The sequence below is a fragment of the Microbacterium paulum genome, assembly GCF_015707995.1.
GTDB lineage: Bacteria > Actinomycetota > Actinomycetes > Actinomycetales > Microbacteriaceae > Microbacterium > Microbacterium paulum.
This window is the reverse complement of sequence record NZ_JAAGRY010000012.1, coordinates 42,224-59,590: the sequence shown is the minus strand read 5'-3', so window position 1 is coordinate 59,590 and position 17,367 is coordinate 42,224. Positions and strand designations below refer to the sequence as shown.

Below are 17,367 nucleotides of genomic sequence, written 5' to 3'. Positions count from 1 at the left end.
GGCGCCGTCGGGGCGGGTGCGCGCGGGTGCGGCGGGGCGCACGATCACGCGCACGCCGCCTTCGGCGGGCTGCACGAGGTCGACACGGCCCGGCCCGAACCCCTCGAGGCCGCGCGCGACGGCTTCGATCTCGGCGGTGGCGAGCGGCAGATCGGGGGTCTCGATCACCCGGTGGCTGCGGGCGGCGAACGGGCCGATGCGGCCCTCGTCGTCGACGTGCAGGCTCACGCGGGTGCGCCACCCGAGCGCGCCCGGGGCCTCTTCGCCGGGTTTTCCCGCGGGTGAGATCGTCGTCACCGGCTCCGCGATGCCGCCGAAGCGCACGAGCGCATCGTCGAGCACACGCTTTTTCAGCACCCGCTGCTCGGCGAGGTCGATGTGGCCGAAGTCCGCCCCGCCGGGGCGATCGGCCGGGGCGACGCTCACGTCGGCCGCGGCCCACACGTGCGGGCGGCGGTGCGGCGAGGCATCCAGCACATCGACGATGTCGGCGCGCCAGAATGACGCCTTCGACGCGTCGGTGAGCTCGGCGCGCACGCGCTCGCCCGGGATCGCCCCCTCGACGAAGACGACCCGCCCCTCGTGCCGCGCGACGAACACGCCGCCGTGAGCGACGTCGGTGACATCGAGATCGAGAGATTCGCCGGGCTGCATCCCTCGACTCTCCCACACCCCCGCGCCCGCTCTGGCGCCCTCCCTTACCGAAACGGCATGCAGCGCGCCAGACGCCGCATCGCCTGCCGCGCTGCATGCCTTCTCGGGGTGGAAGCGGGCGGGCGCGGGGCGGGCGGGCGGGGCGGTTTACGCTGGGGCGCATGCGCGTGTGCCTGGCATCCACTTCTCCCGCCCGCCTCATGCTGCTACGGCAGGCGGGCATCGAACCCGAGACGCGCTCCCCCGCCGTCGACGAAGAGGCGGTCATCGCGGCGATCGAGACCCACGAGGCTCGCACGCTCGCGCCCGACGAGCACGTGCTCGTGCTCGCACGGCGCAAGGCCGCCGACGTCGCGGCGACCGTCGCCGCCGAAGATCCGCAGTTCGACGGCATCGTGATCGGCGGCGACTCGATGTTCGAGCTCGACGGCGCCGTACTCGGCAAGCCCTACACCGCCGAGGTCGCCGCCGCGCGCTGGCGCGCGATGCGCGGGCGCACCGGGGTACTGCACTCGGGCCACAGTGTCTACCGCATCGCCCCCGGGGAACCGGTGCGCGAGGCGCACGCCGTCGCCGCAGCCTCGGTCACCTTCGCCGCCGACGTCACGGATGCCGAGATCGACGCCTACGTCGGCACCGGCGAGCCCCTGCAGGTCGCCGGCGCGTTCACCGTCGACAGCCTCGGCGGAGCGTTCATCGAGCGCGTCGAGGGCGACCCGTCGACCGTCGTCGGCATGTCGTTGTCGACCCTGCGGCACCTGTGCACCGACCTGGGCGTCACCTGGACGCAGCTGTGGAACCGCACGGATGCCTCGTAGCTTGTCGCACACGATTCCTCGCTGATCTTGTGCGAGTGATCCAAAGCCGACCCGCCCGGCGTGGGTAGGCTGGCATCCATGCCTTCTCTCGACGCACCGGCGCGCCCGGCGAACCCTCGCACGATCACCAAGGTGCTCGTCGCCAACCGGGGCGAGATCGCCGTGCGCGTGATCCGCGCCGCGCGCGATGCCGGTAAAGGCTCGGTCGCCGTCTACGCCGACCAGGACCGCGATGCCATGCACGCGAAGCTCGCCGACGAGGCCTATGCCCTCGAAGGCTCGACGAGCGCCGAGACGTACCTCTCGATCGACAAGATCCTCTCGGTCGCCCGCCGCTCGGGCGCCGACGCCGTGCACCCCGGCTACGGCTTCCTCGCCGAGAACGCCGACTTCGCCCGCGCCGTGCAGAACGCCGGACTCATCTGGATCGGCCCGTCGCCCGAGGCGATCGAATCCCTCGGCGACAAGGTCACCGCCCGCGCCGTGGCCGAGAAGGTCGGCGCACCGCTGGCCCCCGGAACGCCCGGCCCCGTCTCGGGCGCCGACGAGGTCGTCGCCTTCGCCGAACAGGTCGGCCTGCCGATCGCGATCAAGGCGGCCTACGGCGGCGGCGGTCGGGGCCTCAAGGTCGCCCGCGAGCTGGGCGAGGTCGCCGAGCTGTTCGAATCCGCCACCCGCGAAGCGGTCGCGGCGTTCGGCCGCGGCGAGTGCTTCGTCGAGAAGTACCTCGACAAGCCGCGCCACGTCGAGACGCAGTGCCTGGCCGATGCCGAGGGCAACGTCGTCGTCATCTCGACGCGCGACTGCTCACTGCAGCGTCGCCACCAGAAGCTCGTCGAAGAGGCGCCCGCCCCGTTCCTCACCGACGAGCAGAACCGCACCCTCTACGAATCGTCGAAGGCCATCCTCCGCGAGGTCGGCTACGTCGGCGCCGGCACGTGCGAGTTCCTCATCGGAGCCGATGGCACCATCTCGTTCCTCGAGGTCAACACGCGCCTGCAGGTCGAGCACCCCGTCTCCGAAGAGGTGACCGGCATCGACCTCGTGCGCGAGCAGTTCCGCCTCGCCGAGGGCGGCACGCTCGACTACGACGACCCCGAACCGCTCGGCCACTCGATCGAGTTCCGCATCAACGGCGAAGACCCGGGGCGCGGCTTTCTGCCCCAGCCCGGCCGCATCCACCAGTTCAAGACGTTCGGTGGCCCCGGCATCCGCCTCGACTCCGGCGTCACCGCCGGTGACAGCGTCTCGGGAGCGTTCGACTCGCTGCTCGGCAAGCTCATCGTCACGGGGCGTGACCGCGCCGAGGCGCTCGAGCGCTCGCGCCGCGCGCTCGACGAGTTCGAGGTCGCGGGCATGCCGACCGTGCTGCCCTTCCACCGCAAGGTCGTGCGCGACCCGGCCTTCACAGCAGAAGACGGAAAGTTCGGCGTGTTCACGCGCTGGATCGAGACCGAGTTCGCGAACGACATTCCGCCGTGGGACGGCGAAGCCGAGGCGCCCGCAGAGGCCGAGCCGCGCCACACCGTCGTCGTCGAGGTGTCGGGCAAGCGCCTCGAGGTGAGCCTGCCCGACCGCATCGCCGTGGCGCCCGTGAAGATCGGCCGCCCCGCCGCCGCTCCCCCGTCGCGCCGGTCGCACGCCCCGTCGGCGTCGGCAGCCGCCTCGGGCGACGCCGTGAAGTCGCCGATGCAGGCGACCGTCGTCAAGGTCGCCGTCGCCGAGGGCCAGCAGGTCGTCAAGGGCGACCTCGTCGTCGTGCTCGAGGCGATGAAGATGGAACAGCCCCTGCAGGCGCACAAAGACGGTGTCGTCGGCGCGATCGACGCGACCCCCGGCACGACCGTGTCGTCGGGCCACCAGCTGCTGACGATCTGTTGACCGTGACGCGCGCGCAGCGGGGATCGACGGCGGTGCGGGCGGGCGTCGCCGTGGCATCCGTGCTGCTCGTCGCGGGCCTTGCGGGCTGCGGCGCGAGCGGCCCGTCGGACACCGACCGCGCGGCGTGGCAGACGTGGGCTTCGGCGATCGTCGACAGCGCGCCGGATGCCACGGTCAGCGGCACCGTCGCCGGCGGCGATCAGGCGCCCGAGACCGTCTCGTTCGCGTCCCCGACCGAGTTCCAGTCGCTCGAGCTGCGCTGCATCGGCACCGATCGGGCCGAATTCTCGCTCACGTTCGTCGCCGAGGGGTCGACCATCGACAGCCGTCAAGACATCGTCTGCCAGGGCGGCGCGTCGCGCACGGCCATCGCGGTGCCGATCGCGGTGCGCGACCTCGTGTCGCTCTCGGTCTCGGCGACCTCGGCCGACGGCGAGGGCGTCTGGACCGCCCAGCTGCGGCGCTGACCCCGCTCGGGGCAACGCCCATCGGGCGCGGGGGTCAGCCGAAGAAGTCGTCGTCGCGGTTCACGAGGTGCATCGCGCGCGTGGCATCCGTGATCGACCCGGTGAGCGAGGGGAACACGGCGAACACGCGCGAGACCTGGTCGACCGTCAGGCGCCGCTCGACGGCGATCGCGATGGGGTAGATGAGCTCCGACGCGCGGGGTGCGACGATGACGCCGCCGATGACGGTGCCCGACCCCTCGCGGGCGATGATCTTGACGAAACCGTCGGAGATGCCCATCATCTTCGCCCGCGCGTTCGCGGCGAGCGGCAGCTTGTGCACGTACCCGTTGATGGCGCCCGTCTCGAGGTCCTTCTCCTGCCTGCCGACGGTCGCGATCTCGGGGGCGGTGAAGATGTTCGCCGTGATGCGACGCCGCTCGATCGGGATCACGGTGTCGCCGAGGGCGTGGAAGATCGCGGTGCGCCCCTGCATGGACGCGACGGATGCCAGGGGCACGAACGTCGTGCAGTCGCCGGCCGCATAGATGTTCGACACCGACGTGCGGGCGACGCGGTTCACCCGGATGTGCCCCGACTCGGTGAGCTGCACGCCCGCCTTCTCGAGCCCGATGCCAGCGGTGTTGGGAATCGAGCCCACCGCCAGCAGGCAGTGGCTGCCCTCGACGGTGCGGCCGTCGGAGAGGGTCACGACGACGCCGTCGCCGACACGCTCGACCCCCTGCGCGCGCGACTTCGACAGCACCGTCATCCCGCCGCGGCGGAAGACGTTCTCGAGCACGAGCGCGGCATCGTGGTCTTCGCCCGGCAGCACCTGGTCGCGCGACGAGATGAGCGTCACCGTCGCACCGAGGTTCATGTACGCCGAGGCGAACTCGGCGCCCGTCACGCCCGAGCCGACGACGATGAGGTGCTCGGGCAGCGCCTTCATGTCGTAGAGCTGGGTCCAGGTGAGGATGCGCTCGCCGTCGGGCCTCGCGCTCGGCAGCTCGCGCGGCGACGCGCCCACGGCGACGACGAGGGTGTCGGCCTCGACCCGATCGAAGTCGGTGCCGCCGGGGCCTGTCGCCACGATCACCGAATGCGCGTCGTCGAGCCGGCCGTGCCCGGAGATGATCCGCACGCCCGCCTCGAGCAGCTGGCCGCGCATGTCGTCGGACTGCTGACGGGCCAGCGACAGCAGGCGCTTGTTGACGGCGGCGAGGTTGATCGCGACCTCGGGCTTCAGCGGCCTGCCGCTCTCGCCCTTCGCGAAGAATTCGACCCCCAGATCGGATGCCTCCGAGATCGCGACCGCGGCGTCGGCGGTCGCGATGAGGCTCTTGGAGGGAACGACGTCGGTGATGACCGCCGCCCCGCCGACCCCGGCCCGCTCGACGAGGGTGACCTCGGCCCCGAGCTGGGCGGCGGCGAGCGCCGCTTCGTAGCCCCCGGGGCCCCCGCCGAGGACGGCGACGGACGGGGAAAAGGCGAAGCTCGCTGACACCTGTCCATTCTCTCAGGCGCCCGGGCTCTCCGACGACGGGGCGAGAGGCGGCTCAGCAGACCGCCGGGTGGGGATTCTAGAGTGGAGCCATGTCTGCGTACACGAATCCTCTCGACGACCCCGCCGCCGACCCCTTCGAGGTCGCCGCGCAGGCGGCATCCGACATCGCCCGTCTCACCGGCGTCGACCACCACGACATCGCCCTCACGCTCGGCAGCGGCTGGGGGAAGGCTGCGGAGCTCATCGGCGAGACGACCGCGACGATCCCGGCCACCGAGGTCACCGGATTCTCGAAGCCCGCCCTCGCCGGGCACATCGGCTCACTGCGATCGATTCTGACGCCCGGCGGCAAGCGCGTGCTCGTCATCGGCGCGCGCACGCACTACTACGAGGGCCACGGCGTGCGGCGCGTGGTGCACAGCGTGCGGACGGCCGCCGCGACCGGCGCGACCACGATGGTCCTCACCAACGGCGCCGGCGGCATCAAAGAGACCTGGACGCCCGGCACGCCGGTGCTCATCAGCGATCACATCAACCTCACCGCCGACTCGCCGCTCGAGGGCGCGACGTTCATCGACCTGACCGACCTGTACTCGTCGCGGCTGCGCGACCTGGCGCGACAGGTCGACCCGACGCTGGACGAGGGCGTGTACTGCCAGTTTCGCGGACCGCACTACGAGACGCCCGCCGAAGTGCAGATGGCGAAGACCATCGGCGGACACATCGTCGGCATGTCGACCGCGCTCGAAGCGATCGCGGCTCGTCAGGCCGGCATGGAGGTGCTCGGGTTCTCGCTCATCACGAACCTCGCCGCCGGCATTCAGAAGACCCCGCTCAGCCACGCCGAGGTCATCGAGGCGGGTCAGGCGGCCGAGCCCGTGATCTCCGACCTGCTCGCGCGCGTGATCGGTCAGCTGTGAGCGGCGCAATGGATGCCACGGCCGCCCCGCTCGAGGGGGTGCTCGCCGCGGCGCGCGCCTGGCTCGCACAAGACCCCGACGAGGTCACCCGCGCAGAGCTCGCGGCGCTGATCAGAGATGCCGAGGCGGGCGACGCCGCGGCTGCCGACGACCTGCACGACCGCTTCGGCGCGCGCCTCGCGTTCGGCACGGCGGGTCTGCGCGGACGCCTCGGCGCAGGCAGCAACCGCATGAACCGCGTGCTCGTCGCGCAGGCCGCGGCCGGGTTCGCGGCGTACCTCGTCGAGAAGGCGGGCTCCGCGGGCACGGATGCCCCGCCGACGGTCGTGATCGGCTACGACGGCCGGCGGAACTCCGACGTGTTCGCCCAGGACTCGGCCGAGCTCTTCGCCGGGGCGGGCCTTCGCGCCATCTTGCTGCCACGGTTGCTCCCCACCCCCGTGCTCGCCTTCGCGGTGCGGCACCTGGGCGCCGACGCCGGCGTCATGGTGACCGCGTCGCACAACCCGCCCGACGACAACGGCTACAAGGTCTACCTCGGCGGCGCCGACGAAGGCTCGCAGATCGTGTCGCCCGCCGACGCCGAGATCGCCGCGCACATCGATCGGGTGGCGGCCGAGGCATCCGTCGCCGACCTGCCCCGCGGCGCCTACGAGCTCGCCGACGAAGCGGTGATCGACGCGTACGTCGCGGCGACCGCGACCGTCGCCCCGGCGCCCGCCGGCGCGGCCGGCATGAACTGGGTCTACACTGCGATGCACGGCGTGGGCTACGAGACGCTGAGCGCGATCCTGCGTCTCGCCGGCTACCCGCTGCCGGTCGTCGTCGAGCAGCAGATCGAGCCCGACGGCGCGTTCCCGACCGTCGCGTTCCCGAACCCCGAAGAGCCCGGCGCGATGGACCTGTCGTTTGCGACGGCGCGCGAGGCGGGGGCCGAGTTCGTGCTCGCCAACGACCCCGACGCCGACCGGCTCGCCGTCGCGATCCCCGATCCGGCCGCCGAGGGCGGGTGGCGCCGGCTGACCGGGAACGAGACCGGGCTGCTGCTCGGGTGGCGGGCTGCGCAGCGCGCCGCCGACGCGGGGCTCGTCGCCCCGGCATCCCTCGCCTGCTCGCTCGTGTCGTCGCCCGGCCTCGAGACGGTCGCGGACCACTACGGTCTCGACTTCCACGCGACGCTCACCGGCTTCAAGTGGATCTCGCGCGCGCCGGGGCTCGTCTTCGGCTTCGAAGAGGCGCTCGGCTACCTCGTGAACCCCGAGACCGTGCGGGACAAAGACGGCGTCTCAGCGGCGGTGGCCCTGCTCGGCATGATCGCCGAGGCGCGCGAGCAGGGGCGCACCCTCGCCGATCTGCTCGACCAGTTCGCCGCGACGTTCGGCTTCTTCCAGTCGGGGCAGGTGTCGCTGCGGGTCGATGACGTGTCGATCATCGCCCGGATCATGGCGGCCCTCCGCGCCGCGCCGCCGACGGAGATCGGCGGCGTCGCGGTGGAGCGCTTCGAAGACCTGCTGACGGGCGATGAGGATGCCTCGGCCGACGTGCCGCCCGCCGACGTGCTGCGCCTGCGGCTCGTCGACGGGTCGCGCGTGATCGTGCGCCCGAGCGGCACCGAGCCGAAGCTGAAGGCCTACCTCGACGCGCGGGGAGACTCGGCCGACGACGCCGCCGCGCGCCTCGCCGCACTCGACGCCGGCGCCCGCGCCCTGATCGCCGCCGCGCAGGCCTGACCCGGCCCGCACAGCCCTGATCTCGCCGCGCAGGCCTGACCTCGTCCCACCTGGGGCGGGGGTTGTCCCCTTCGGGGTATCCCTCGTCCCACATGTGGTCGCCTTCGGCCCCCGAAAGCGACCACTTGTGGGACACGGGTGTACCGGCGCAGGCGGACCGGCGCGGCGCGTAGGCTCGGTCTGTGCTGCTGACCGATCCCGTCGTGCTCGAGAACCCCTACGTGCGCCTGGAGCCGCTGGATGCCAGCCATGCGGCCGGCCTCGATGCCGCCACCCAGGGCCTGGAGTACGCGTGGTACACCTCGGTGCCCGCCGCGGCATCCATCGAGATCGAGCACCGGCTCGCCGACCATGCCGCGGGGCGCATGAACCCGTTCGCCGTCGTCGCGGGCGGACGGCCGGTCGGCATGACGACCCTGTGCAACATCGATCAGCCCAACCGCCGCACCGAGCTCGGCTACACGTGGCTGTCGCCGACCGTGCAGCGCACCGCCGTCAACACCGCCGCGAAGCTGCTGCTGCTCGGCCACGCGTTCGAGACGTGCGACGCGATCGCCGTCGAACTGCGCACGCACTGGCACAACCGCCAGTCGCGCGCCGCGATCGAACGCCTCGGCGCCAAGCAGGACGGCATCTTGCGCAACCACCGCTTCGGCCCCGATGGAACGCTCCGCGACACGGTCGTCTACTCGGTACTGCCGCACGAGTGGCCGACCGTCAAGCGCGGCCTCGAAGAGCGCCTCGCTCGCGGCTGACCCGCCCCACCCGCGCGCGCCAGCGCCCCACCCCAGCCTCAGCCGTCGATGACGGCGACGAGCTCGTCGAGGAACGATCCGAAGTCGGTGCCGCGCCGCACGATCCGCTGCACGCTGTCGCGCTCGCTGAACACCTCGACGAGCTGCTCGAAGACGGTCTGGAACGCCTCACGGTCGCTCTCCGAGAAGGCGACCATCGCGATCACCTGCACACGCCCCTCGCCCCACGCCATCGACGGTTCCGCGATCGCCACGGCGATGGCCGTGCGGGTGGCGGTCATGCCGAGCGCGTGCGGCACGGCGAGCGCGTCGGTGAACGCCGTCGACGAGAGCCGTTCGCGCTCCAGCGTGCGCTCGACGTAGCCGTCGTCGATGACGCCCTGCGCGACGAGCCGTGCCCCGAGTTCGCGGATGACCGACTCGGGGGTCGCGTCGGCGGCGACCCGCCCGATGAACGCGCTCGGCGAGAAGTAGCGGCCGAGTTCGCCCTGCAGGCGCGCGAGCCGCCGCCCGCGGCGCACGCGACCGGCGGCGGCCTGCACCCGCTCGATGTCGGCCTCGGTGAGGAAGGGCTGAATGCGCACGACGCGATCCGAAACGACGGGCGGGTCGATCGTCGTGAGCACCAGGTCGGTGTCGATCGCCTCCCAGTCGGGGTCGACCCGCGTCTCGACCCCGACGACGTCGACGGCCTGCCCGAGCGAGCGGTCGACGCTCGATCGCAGCAGCTCGTGCAGCTCGTAGTAGCCGGGGCACACGATCGTCGCCGTCGGAATCGCCCCGACACCGCGGCTGCGTTCCAGCCGCCCGCCGACGTGCATCGCGATGTAGGCGATCTCGTCGTCGAGGAGGGGGATGCCGAGAATCCCCCGCAGTCCGTCGGCGATGAACACCGCGATCTCGAAGATCATCGGGTAGGTGGCTTTGAGCGAGCGCGTCAGCGGGTTGCGCGACCACGCCTGCTCGCGGGCGCGCAGCCGCAGGTTCTGCACATGCAGGGCGAGGCGCAGGATGAAGTCTTCGTGGTCGACGTCGACGAGGAAGGCGACCGCGGCCTGGTGCACGACGTCCCGCACCGCCTGCTCGACGTCGGGCTCGAGGCGGGAGCGGATGACGGATGCCGGTTCGCTCGCCCCCGGCGCGACGACGCGGCTCAGCACGAGCGCGGCGAGGTGCCGGCGGTCGCCCGCACCGAGGCGCACGCCGAGGTGCTCGTCGCACAGCCGGTCGAGCAGCGCACCGACCTCTTCCTGCGCGGCGGGCGGCTCGTTCGCGACGGTCACCTCGAGCGCGCGGCCGTGCGCCACCCGGTCGGCCGTGATCGCGACGTGCAGCATGACGTCGCCGATGCCGAACTCGTTCACGAAGTAGCCGAGCGTGCCGAGCCCCGCGACGAGATCGGCTTTGAACGGCCCGAAGGCGTCGGGCCCGATCGACCCCTCACCGAGCGTGCGGCGCACGGCCGCGAGGTCGAACGCACCCTCGTCGGTCTCTTCGTGCACCAGCGTCGACAGCAGCCGGCGCTGCGCCATCTCGGTGCCGCGCAGGCGTGCGCGCGAGGCGGTGCGCTCGAGCACGATCCCGCTTCCGCCCAGCAGCGCCCGCACCCGGCCGAGGTCGCTCTCGATCGTCGCCGCGCTGACGTGAAATCCGTCGGCGGCCTCGTAGACGTCGATGCCGTCGGATGCCGCGAGCAGCGCCCGCACGAGATGGTGCACCCGCTCGCGGGGTGTGTCGGCGTCGCCCATGGCGCGGAGGGCGGCCGTGGCATCCGGCCCCGCGTGGTAGCCGAGGGGCCCCGACTCGACGACGCCCCCGCCGGGCACGCGGGCGTTCAGCGCGGTGACGTAGCTGCGGATGCTGCGCGGCGTCACCCCCACGACATCGGCGAGTTCGCCCGCCGTGATCCAGTCGGCCTCGCGCACGAGCAGCGAGAGCACCCGATCCTGCCGCGCTCTGCTCACCCGACCAGTCAACCACGCCCGGCACGGCCGGTTTCCGCCCCTGCGGAAGCGAGTGTGGTTGTCCCTTCCCAGCCCTTTCACAAGAATGGCGGGAGAGGAGGCGGATCGATGAGGATCCTCGTGGTGTGCGGCGCGGGAGCGTCGAGCACGTTCGTGGCGCAGAGAGTGCGACACGCCGCGCAAGCGGCGGGCCGCCAGATCAGCGCGGTCGCCGGCACCGAGCAGTCGCTGCCGATCGACCTCGACGCCGCTGACATCGTGCTCGTCGGACCGCACCTGCGGCACGCCCTCGATCGCATCCGCTTCGAGGCCGCGTCGCGCGACGCCGCGGTGATCCTGCTCCCCGACGATGTCTTCACCGACATCGACGGCACGCGCACGCTCGCCCTCGTCGAGGCGGAGGCCACGGCGGTGCGCCCTGAGGCGCACGACAGCGTGGCATCCACCCCCGACCACCGAACCACCCCCACAGAGAGGAATCCCGCATGACCGAGGTCACCCGCACGATCCGCATCGGATCATCGAACGGACTGCACGCCCGCCCGGCGAAGCTCTTCGCGCAGGCGGTGAAGGACTCCGGCATCCCGGTGACCATCTCGAAGGGGTCGGGCGCGCCGGTCAACGCGGCGAGCATCCTCGGCGTCATCTCGCTCGGCGCAGAGAAGGGCGACTACGTCACCCTCACCGCCGACGGCGAGAACGCGGCCTCGGTGCTCGACACCCTCGCCGAGCTGCTGACCACCGACTTCGACGAGGCCTGACCTCACCGAGGATCGACACGAAGACCCCTCGCACGACAACTGAATCGAAGGAGATCACGGACATGACCGAACTGCGCGGAGTGGGCATCGGACTCGGTGTCGCCCAGGGCCCGGTGGCCCGTATGGCGGAGCCGTCCCCCGCCCCCGAGGACGCCCCCAGCACACGCACCCCCGACGAAGAGCTCGCCCGGGTTCGCGAGGCCGTCGCCGCGGTCGCCCGCGAGCTCGAAGAGCGCGGGCAGAAGGCGGGCGGCATGGCCCGCGAGGTGCTCGAGGCCCAGGCCATGATGGCCGAGGACCCGACCCTGGATGCCGAAGTGTCGACCCGCGTCAACGCCGGCAAAACGGGCGAGTTCGCCGTCTACGACGCGTTTGCGAGCTTCCGCGATCAGCTCGCCGCGATGGGCGGCTATCTGGGCGAGCGCGCGGCCGACCTCGACGACGTGGCGCAGCGGGTCATCGCGCGCCTGCGCGGCCTTCCCGCCCCCGGCATCCCCGACCCGGGCCACCCGTTCGTGCTCGTCGCGAAAGACCTCGCCCCCGCCGACACCGCCCTGCTCGACCTCGACAAGGTGCTCGCCCTCGTCACGACCGACGGCGGACCGACCTCGCACACCGCGATCCTCGCGCGCGAGAAGTCGATCCCCGCGGTCGTCGGCGTGGCGGCGGCGAAGGACCTCGTCGACGGCGAGACGGTGATCGTGGATGCCGCGAAGGGCGTCGTCACGACGAACCCGAGCGCCGACGAGCTCGCGGCCGCGCAGCACCGTGCCGACGCGCGCGCCGCGGCGGCCTCTGCCCCGATCACCCCCGGCGCCCTCAAAGACGGCACGGCCGTACCCCTGCTCGCCAACCTCGGCAAGCCGGGCGGGGCCGCCGAGGCCGTCGAGCTCGGCGCCGAGGGCGTCGGCCTCTTCCGCACCGAATTCCTCTTCCTCTCGGCCACGCAGGCGCCGACCGTCGACGAGCAGACCGCCTCGTACACCGAGCTGCTGCAGGCCTTCCCCGGCAAGAAGGTCGTGGTGCGGGCCCTGGATGCCGGTGCCGACAAGCCCCTCGCCTTCCTCAACGACGCCCACGAAGACAACCCGGCGCTGGGCCTCCGCGGCCTTCGCGCGCTGCGTGCGAGCGAAGACATCCTGCGCGAGCAGCTCACCGCCCTCGCGAACGCCGACAAAGCGACCGAGGCGGACCTCTGGGTGATGGCGCCGATGGTGTCGACGGTCGAGGAGACCCAATACTTCGTCACCATCGCGAAGGAGTACGGCATCAAGACCGCCGGCATCATGGTCGAGGTGCCCGCCTCGGCGATCCAGGCGCGTCGCCACCTCGAGATCGCCGACTTCGCCTCGATCGGCACCAACGACCTCACGCAGTACACCCTCGCCGCCGACCGGCTGCTGGGTTCGGTGGCGTCGTATCAGGACCCGTGGCATCCCGCGGTGCTGACGCTCATCAAGATGACGGCCGACGGCGGCAAGGTCAACGGTAAGCCCGTCGGCATCTGCGGCGAGGCGGCCGCCGACCCGCTCCTCGCGGTCGTGCTCGTCGGCCTCGGCGCGACGAGCCTGTCGATGGCGCCCACCGCGCTCGCCGACGTGCGCGCCTCGCTGCTGCAGCACACCCTCGCCGACGCCCAGCGCATCGCCGAGGCCGCCCTCGCCGCCGATGACGCGGCATCTGCCCGGGCTGCAGCGCAGGCTGCGGCCGAGACCGCCGCCTGAGCGCGGCACCTGCATCACCCACCCGAAGGAGTTCGACATGACAACGGCGTCCCCTACGACAGGCACGACGGGAGGTGTCAACCGCGCACGCGTCGGCGTGCAGCGGTTCGGCACCTTCCTCTCGGGCATGATCATGCCCAACATCGCGGCATTCATCGCCTGGGGCTTCATCACGATGCTCTTCATCACGAAGGGCTTCTTCGGGGCCGAGAGCCCGTTCGGCTGGCACTGGTACCCGGTCGCCGAGATCATCGGCGGCGGCGGAAACGCCGAGACCATCGGCTGGCAGGGCGCGATGACCGCCCTCGCGAGCGGCGACAACGGAAACTTCGCCGCCTACGTCGGCCTCGTCGGCCCGATGGTGACCTACCTGCTGCCGCTTCTCATCGCGAACACCGGCGGCCGCATGGTCTACGGCGCGCGCGGCGGCGTGGTCGCCACGATCGCGACGATGGGTGTCATCGTCGGCACCGACATCCCGATGTTCCTCGGCGCGATGATCATGGGGCCGCTGGCCGCGTGGGTCACCAAGCAGATGGACCGGCTGTGGGACGGCAAGATCAAGCCCGGCTTCGAGATGCTGGTGAACAACTTCTCCGCCGGCATCCTGGGCATGATCCTCGCCATCGTCGGGTTCTTCGTCTTCGGCCCCGTCATGCTCGGCGTCTCGACCGTGCTCGGCAGCGTCGTCGACTGGCTCGTCTCGCTCAACCTGCTGCCGCTGCTGTCGATCATCGTCGAACCGGCGAAGGTGCTGTTCCTCAACAACGCCATCAACCACGGCGTGTTCACCCCGCTCGGCATCGAGCAGGCGACCGAGACCGGCAAGTCGATCCTGTTCCTCATCGAGGCGAACCCCGGACCGGGCCTCGGCCTGCTGCTCGCCTTCACCTTCTTCGGTGTCGGTGCGGCGCGCGCCTCGGCTCCCGGCGCGATCATCATCCAGTTCTTCGGGGGCATCCACGAGATCTACTTCCCTTACGCGCTGTCGAAGCCGATGACGATCCTCGCCCTCATCGCGGGCGGTGCCACCGGCGTCACGACCAACATGCTGCTCGGCGGCGGCCTCGCCTTCCCGGCGGCCCCCGGCTCGATCATCGCCGTCAGCGCCGCAGCGATCGGCCCCGGCGTCGGGAACCTGCTCGTCGTGCTCCTGTCGGTCGCCCTCGCCGCCCTCGTCACGTTCCTCATCGCGGGTGTGATCCTGCGGGCTTCGCGCAAGCGCGACCTGGCCGCCGACGCCGAGGCATCCGCGTCGTTCGAGGCGGCGATCGCGCAGACCGAGGCCAACAAGGGCAAGAGCTCGGAGGCGCTGTCGAACCTGCGCGCGGGCGCTGCCGCGAACGCCGCGGTCGGCGGAGACCAGGCGCCCACGCGCGCCGACTTCGCCGCCGACGCCATCGCGGCCGGTGCCACCCGCGCACCTGCGCACATCTCGACGATCGTGTTCGCGTGCGACGCGGGCATGGGATCGTCGGCGATGGGCGCGAGCGTGCTGCGCAACAAGATCAAGAAGGCCGGATTCGACGACATCTCGGTGACCAACAAGGCCATCGCGAACCTCGACGGCACCGAAGACCTCGTGATCACGCAGCAGCAGCTCACCGACCGCGCCCGCGGGCGCACCCCCGACGCGATGCACGTCTCGGTCGACAACTTCATGAACTCGCCGAAGTACGACGAGGTCGTGAACCTGGTGCGCGAACAGCACGAGAAGAACTGACGAGAGCCCCGCGCGGCCGGGCCGGCACCACGCCCTCGGCCGCGCGGTCGCTCCCCCACACGTATCCCGCCCGCAGTCCCACAGAAAGAGCAACATCATGACGCAGAGCGTGCTGACGATCGACCAGATCCGTATCCACCCCGGATCGGTGAGCAAAGAAGAGGCGATGCGCGAGGCGGCGGGCATCTTGCAGGATGCCGGGGCGGTGACCGCGGCCTACTTCGATGCCATGCTGCAGCGCGAGCAGACCGTCTCGACCTACATGGGCAACGAGCTGGCCATCCCGCACGGCACGAACGAGACGAAAGACGCGATCCTCGATTCGGCGCTGTCGTTCGTGCGCTACGACGGCGGGATCGACTGGGACGGGCGCGACGTCACCTTCGTCGTCGGCATCGCCGGCAAGGGCGACGAGCACCTCGAGATCCTCTCGCAGATCGCGCTGATCTTCTCCGAAGACGAAGAGGTCGCCCGCTTGAAGGCCGCGGCGAGCCCCGAAGACCTGTTCGCGCTGCTCTCGTCGGTGAACGGCTGAGGCGCGCCATGAAAGCGGTCCACTTCGGAGCCGGCAACATCGGCCGCGGGTTCGTCGGTCTGCTCTTGCACGAGGGCGGGTACGAGCTCGTCTTCTCCGACGTCTCGGCGCCGCTCGTCGAGGCGATCAATGCCGTCTCCGAATACACGGTGCACGAGGTCGGCGACGGGGGCACCGATAAGGTCGTCACCGGGTTCCGCGCGATCGACAGCTCCGCCGACGCGCAGGCCGTCATCGACGAGGTGTCCACCGCCGACGTCGTGACCACCGCGGTCGGCCCGACCATCCTGCGCTTCGTCGCGCCGCACATCGTCGCAGGCCTCGCCCTGCGCGACCCGGCGCGCCCGGCCCTGCAGATCATGGCGTGCGAGAACGCGATCGACGCGACCGATCTGCTGCGCGAAGAGATGCAGAAGCAGGCCGGCGACGGGTGGGACGCCGTCTCGGCGCGCGCCGTGTTCGCCAACACCGCCGTCGACCGCATCGTTCCCGCGCAGCCCGCCGGCGAGGGCGTCGACGTCACCGTCGAGCCGTTCTACGAGTGGGCGATCGAGAGGCATCCGTTCGGCGACCAGCCGCCGCACATTCCGGGGGCGCACTTCGTCGACGACCTCGCGCCCTACATCGAGCGCAAGCTCTTCACCGTGAACACGGGCCACGCCACCACGGCGTACTACGGCGCGCAGGCGGGGATCGAGAAGATCTCCGACGCGCTGGCCGACCCCGAGATCGCCGCGAAGGTCGAATCGACCCTCGAAGAGACCTCGGCTCTGCTCGAGGCGGTGCACGGGTTGGATGCCACGGAGCTCGCAGACTACCGGGCGACGATCCTCCGCCGGTTCGCCAACCCGGCCCTGCCCGACACGGTCGAGCGCGTCGGCCGCCAGCCGCTGCGCAAGCTGTCGCGCAACGAGCGGTTCGTCTCCCCCGCCGCCTCGGCGGCGGAGCGCGGGCTGCCGACGGCGGCGCTCGTCGCGGCGATGGGCGCCGCTCTCGCCTTCGACGTGCCGAGCGACGAGCAGTCGGTCGAGCTGCAGCAGCGCTTGCGCGACGAGGACGCCGCCGCCTTCACGACGTCGGTGACCGGTCTCGAGGCGGGGCATCCGCTCTTCGCCGCGGTCGAAGAGGTCGTGCGCGGGCGCCAGGGCGAGCTCGGCTGAGGCGCGCCCCGGCCCGTAAACTGCGGCCGTGACGAAGAAACGCTCCCGAGGCCGCCGCATCGTCCGCTGGACCCTCGGCATCGTCGGCGGTCTGCTGGTGGCGGCGATCGTCGGCATCCTCGTCTACAGCCAGGTGGGCGTCATGGCCGCCGAACCCGAGCCGCTCGCCGCCGTACGCGCCGACGAGCGCATCGCGATCACCGACGACAGCGCGGCGATCGTGCTCGCGCCCGCGGGCGCCTCGGAGACCGGCGCCGGCCTCGTGTTCATCCCGGGCGCGAAGGTCGATCCGTGGGCGTACGCGTCGATCCTCCTGGGCCTCGTCACCGACGACGGGCTGACCGTCGTGATCACGAAAGCGTGGCTCAACCTCGCGTTCTTCGACCTGCGGCCGCTGTCGACCTTCACCGATCTCGCGCTGGGCGTCGGCTCGTGGATGGTGGGCGGGCACTCCCTCGGCGGCGTGAAGGCGTGCCAACTGGCATCCGATGCCGAGGCGCTCGTGCTGTTCGCGTCGTACTGCGCGAACGATCTGTCGGCCTCGGGGCTGCCGGTGCTCAGCCTGTCGGGGTCTGAAGACGGGCTGTCGACCCCGCAGAAGATCGCCGACGCGCGGCACCTGCTCCCCGCCGACGCGACCATGGTCGAGATTCCCGGCGCCTCGGACGCATCCTTCGGCGACTACGGCCCGCAGCCCGGCGACGGCACCCCCACCGCGACCGACGCCGAGGTCGAGGCCGTCGTGGTCGAGCAGGTCGGCACCCTGGCATCCGCGCTCACCCGCTGACG

The 17,367-nt window shown here is 71.5% G+C and carries 16 protein-coding genes; 13 read left to right on the top strand and 3 right to left on the bottom strand.

Annotated features, from left to right (window positions below):
- Nucleotides 1-654 (bottom strand): TRAM domain-containing protein (locus tag G3N18_RS04785; protein WP_196383160.1); only part of this gene is annotated, 654 nt, incomplete at its 3' end.
- A 161-nt stretch (nt 655-815) separates the two neighbouring features.
- Between G3N18_RS04785 and G3N18_RS04780 the strand changes: the two genes are divergently transcribed.
- The 3 genes from G3N18_RS04780 to G3N18_RS04770 all read left to right on the top strand — a co-directional run bounded on the left by G3N18_RS04780 (nt 816) and on the right by G3N18_RS04770 (nt 3,820).
- The gene (locus G3N18_RS04780; RefSeq protein WP_196383159.1) at nt 816-1,472 is read left to right on the top strand and encodes a Maf family protein; all 657 of its coding nucleotides are present in this window, start codon (nt 816-818) and stop codon (nt 1,470-1,472) included.
- 78 nt (nt 1,473-1,550) lie between these two features.
- Nucleotides 1,551-3,353 carry an acetyl/propionyl/methylcrotonyl-CoA carboxylase subunit alpha gene (locus G3N18_RS04775; RefSeq protein ID WP_196383158.1) on the top strand — a complete coding sequence of 601 codons (1,803 nt, stop codon included), beginning with the start codon at nt 1,551-1,553 and terminating at the stop codon, nt 3,351-3,353.
- Between the two features lie 2 nt (nt 3,354-3,355).
- Nucleotides 3,356-3,820 carry a hypothetical protein gene (locus tag G3N18_RS04770; protein ID WP_338038273.1) on the top strand — a complete coding sequence of 155 codons (465 nt, stop codon included), beginning with the start codon at nt 3,356-3,358 and terminating at the stop codon, nt 3,818-3,820.
- Nucleotides 3,821-3,854: 34 nt separating this feature from the next.
- Here the strand turns inward: G3N18_RS04770 and G3N18_RS04765 are convergent, their stop codons facing one another.
- On the bottom strand, nt 3,855-5,306 hold the full coding sequence (locus G3N18_RS04765; RefSeq protein WP_196383157.1) for an NAD(P)H-quinone dehydrogenase: 1,452 nt from the start codon (nt 5,304-5,306) through the stop codon (nt 3,855-3,857).
- An 89-nt stretch (nt 5,307-5,395) separates the two neighbouring features.
- Between G3N18_RS04765 and G3N18_RS04760 the strand changes: the two genes are divergently transcribed.
- From G3N18_RS04760 to G3N18_RS04750, 3 genes are all read left to right on the top strand, one after another.
- Nucleotides 5,396-6,226 (top strand): purine-nucleoside phosphorylase, encoded by an 831-nt coding sequence (locus tag G3N18_RS04760; RefSeq protein WP_196383156.1) that lies wholly within the window; start codon nt 5,396-5,398, stop codon nt 6,224-6,226.
- An 8-nt stretch (nt 6,227-6,234) separates the two neighbouring features.
- Entirely contained in the window at nt 6,235-7,956 is a 1,722-nt protein-coding gene (locus G3N18_RS04755) for a phospho-sugar mutase (RefSeq protein WP_196383155.1), read from the top strand.
- 182 nt (nt 7,957-8,138) lie between these two features.
- The gene (locus tag G3N18_RS04750) at nt 8,139-8,711 is read left to right on the top strand and encodes a GNAT family N-acetyltransferase (protein ID WP_196383154.1); all 573 of its coding nucleotides are present in this window, start codon (nt 8,139-8,141) and stop codon (nt 8,709-8,711) included.
- A gap of 38 nt (nt 8,712-8,749) precedes the next feature.
- Here the strand turns inward: G3N18_RS04750 and G3N18_RS04745 are convergent, their stop codons facing one another.
- Nucleotides 8,750-10,675: a PTS sugar transporter subunit IIA gene (locus G3N18_RS04745; RefSeq protein ID WP_196383153.1), complete on the bottom strand. Its 1,926-nt coding sequence runs from the start codon at nt 10,673-10,675 to the stop codon at nt 8,750-8,752.
- Nucleotides 10,676-10,783: 108 nt separating this feature from the next.
- Here G3N18_RS04745 and G3N18_RS04740 point away from each other — a divergent pair, with 108 nt between their 5' ends.
- From G3N18_RS04740 to G3N18_RS04710, 7 genes are all read left to right on the top strand, one after another.
- Nucleotides 10,784-11,164, top strand: a complete 381-nt coding sequence (locus G3N18_RS04740; RefSeq protein WP_196383152.1) for a PTS sugar transporter subunit IIB — start codon at nt 10,784-10,786, stop codon at nt 11,162-11,164.
- On the top strand, nt 11,161-11,436 hold the full coding sequence (locus G3N18_RS04735; RefSeq protein WP_196383151.1) for an HPr family phosphocarrier protein: 276 nt from the start codon (nt 11,161-11,163) through the stop codon (nt 11,434-11,436). Before G3N18_RS04740 ends, G3N18_RS04735 begins: the two co-directional genes overlap by 4 nt.
- 62 nt (nt 11,437-11,498) lie before the next feature.
- Nucleotides 11,499-13,160 (top strand): phosphoenolpyruvate--protein phosphotransferase, encoded by a 1,662-nt coding sequence (gene ptsP, locus G3N18_RS04730; RefSeq protein WP_196383150.1) that lies wholly within the window; start codon nt 11,499-11,501, stop codon nt 13,158-13,160.
- Between the two features lie 37 nt (nt 13,161-13,197).
- Nucleotides 13,198-14,883, top strand: coding sequence for a PTS mannitol transporter subunit IIBC (locus G3N18_RS04725; protein WP_196383149.1), 1,686 nt, complete (start codon nt 13,198-13,200; stop codon nt 14,881-14,883).
- A gap of 97 nt (nt 14,884-14,980) precedes the next feature.
- On the top strand, nt 14,981-15,418 hold the full coding sequence (locus tag G3N18_RS04720; RefSeq protein WP_196383148.1) for a PTS mannitol transporter subunit IIA: 438 nt from the start codon (nt 14,981-14,983) through the stop codon (nt 15,416-15,418).
- 8 nt (nt 15,419-15,426) lie between these two features.
- Complete coding sequence (locus G3N18_RS04715) at nt 15,427-16,578, top strand: mannitol-1-phosphate 5-dehydrogenase (protein ID WP_196383147.1); 1,152 nt, start codon at nt 15,427-15,429, stop codon at nt 16,576-16,578.
- Between the two features lie 28 nt (nt 16,579-16,606).
- Nucleotides 16,607-17,365 (top strand): alpha/beta hydrolase, encoded by a 759-nt coding sequence (locus G3N18_RS04710; RefSeq protein WP_338038272.1) that lies wholly within the window; start codon nt 16,607-16,609, stop codon nt 17,363-17,365.
- Nucleotides 17,366-17,367: the final 2 nt, after the last annotated feature.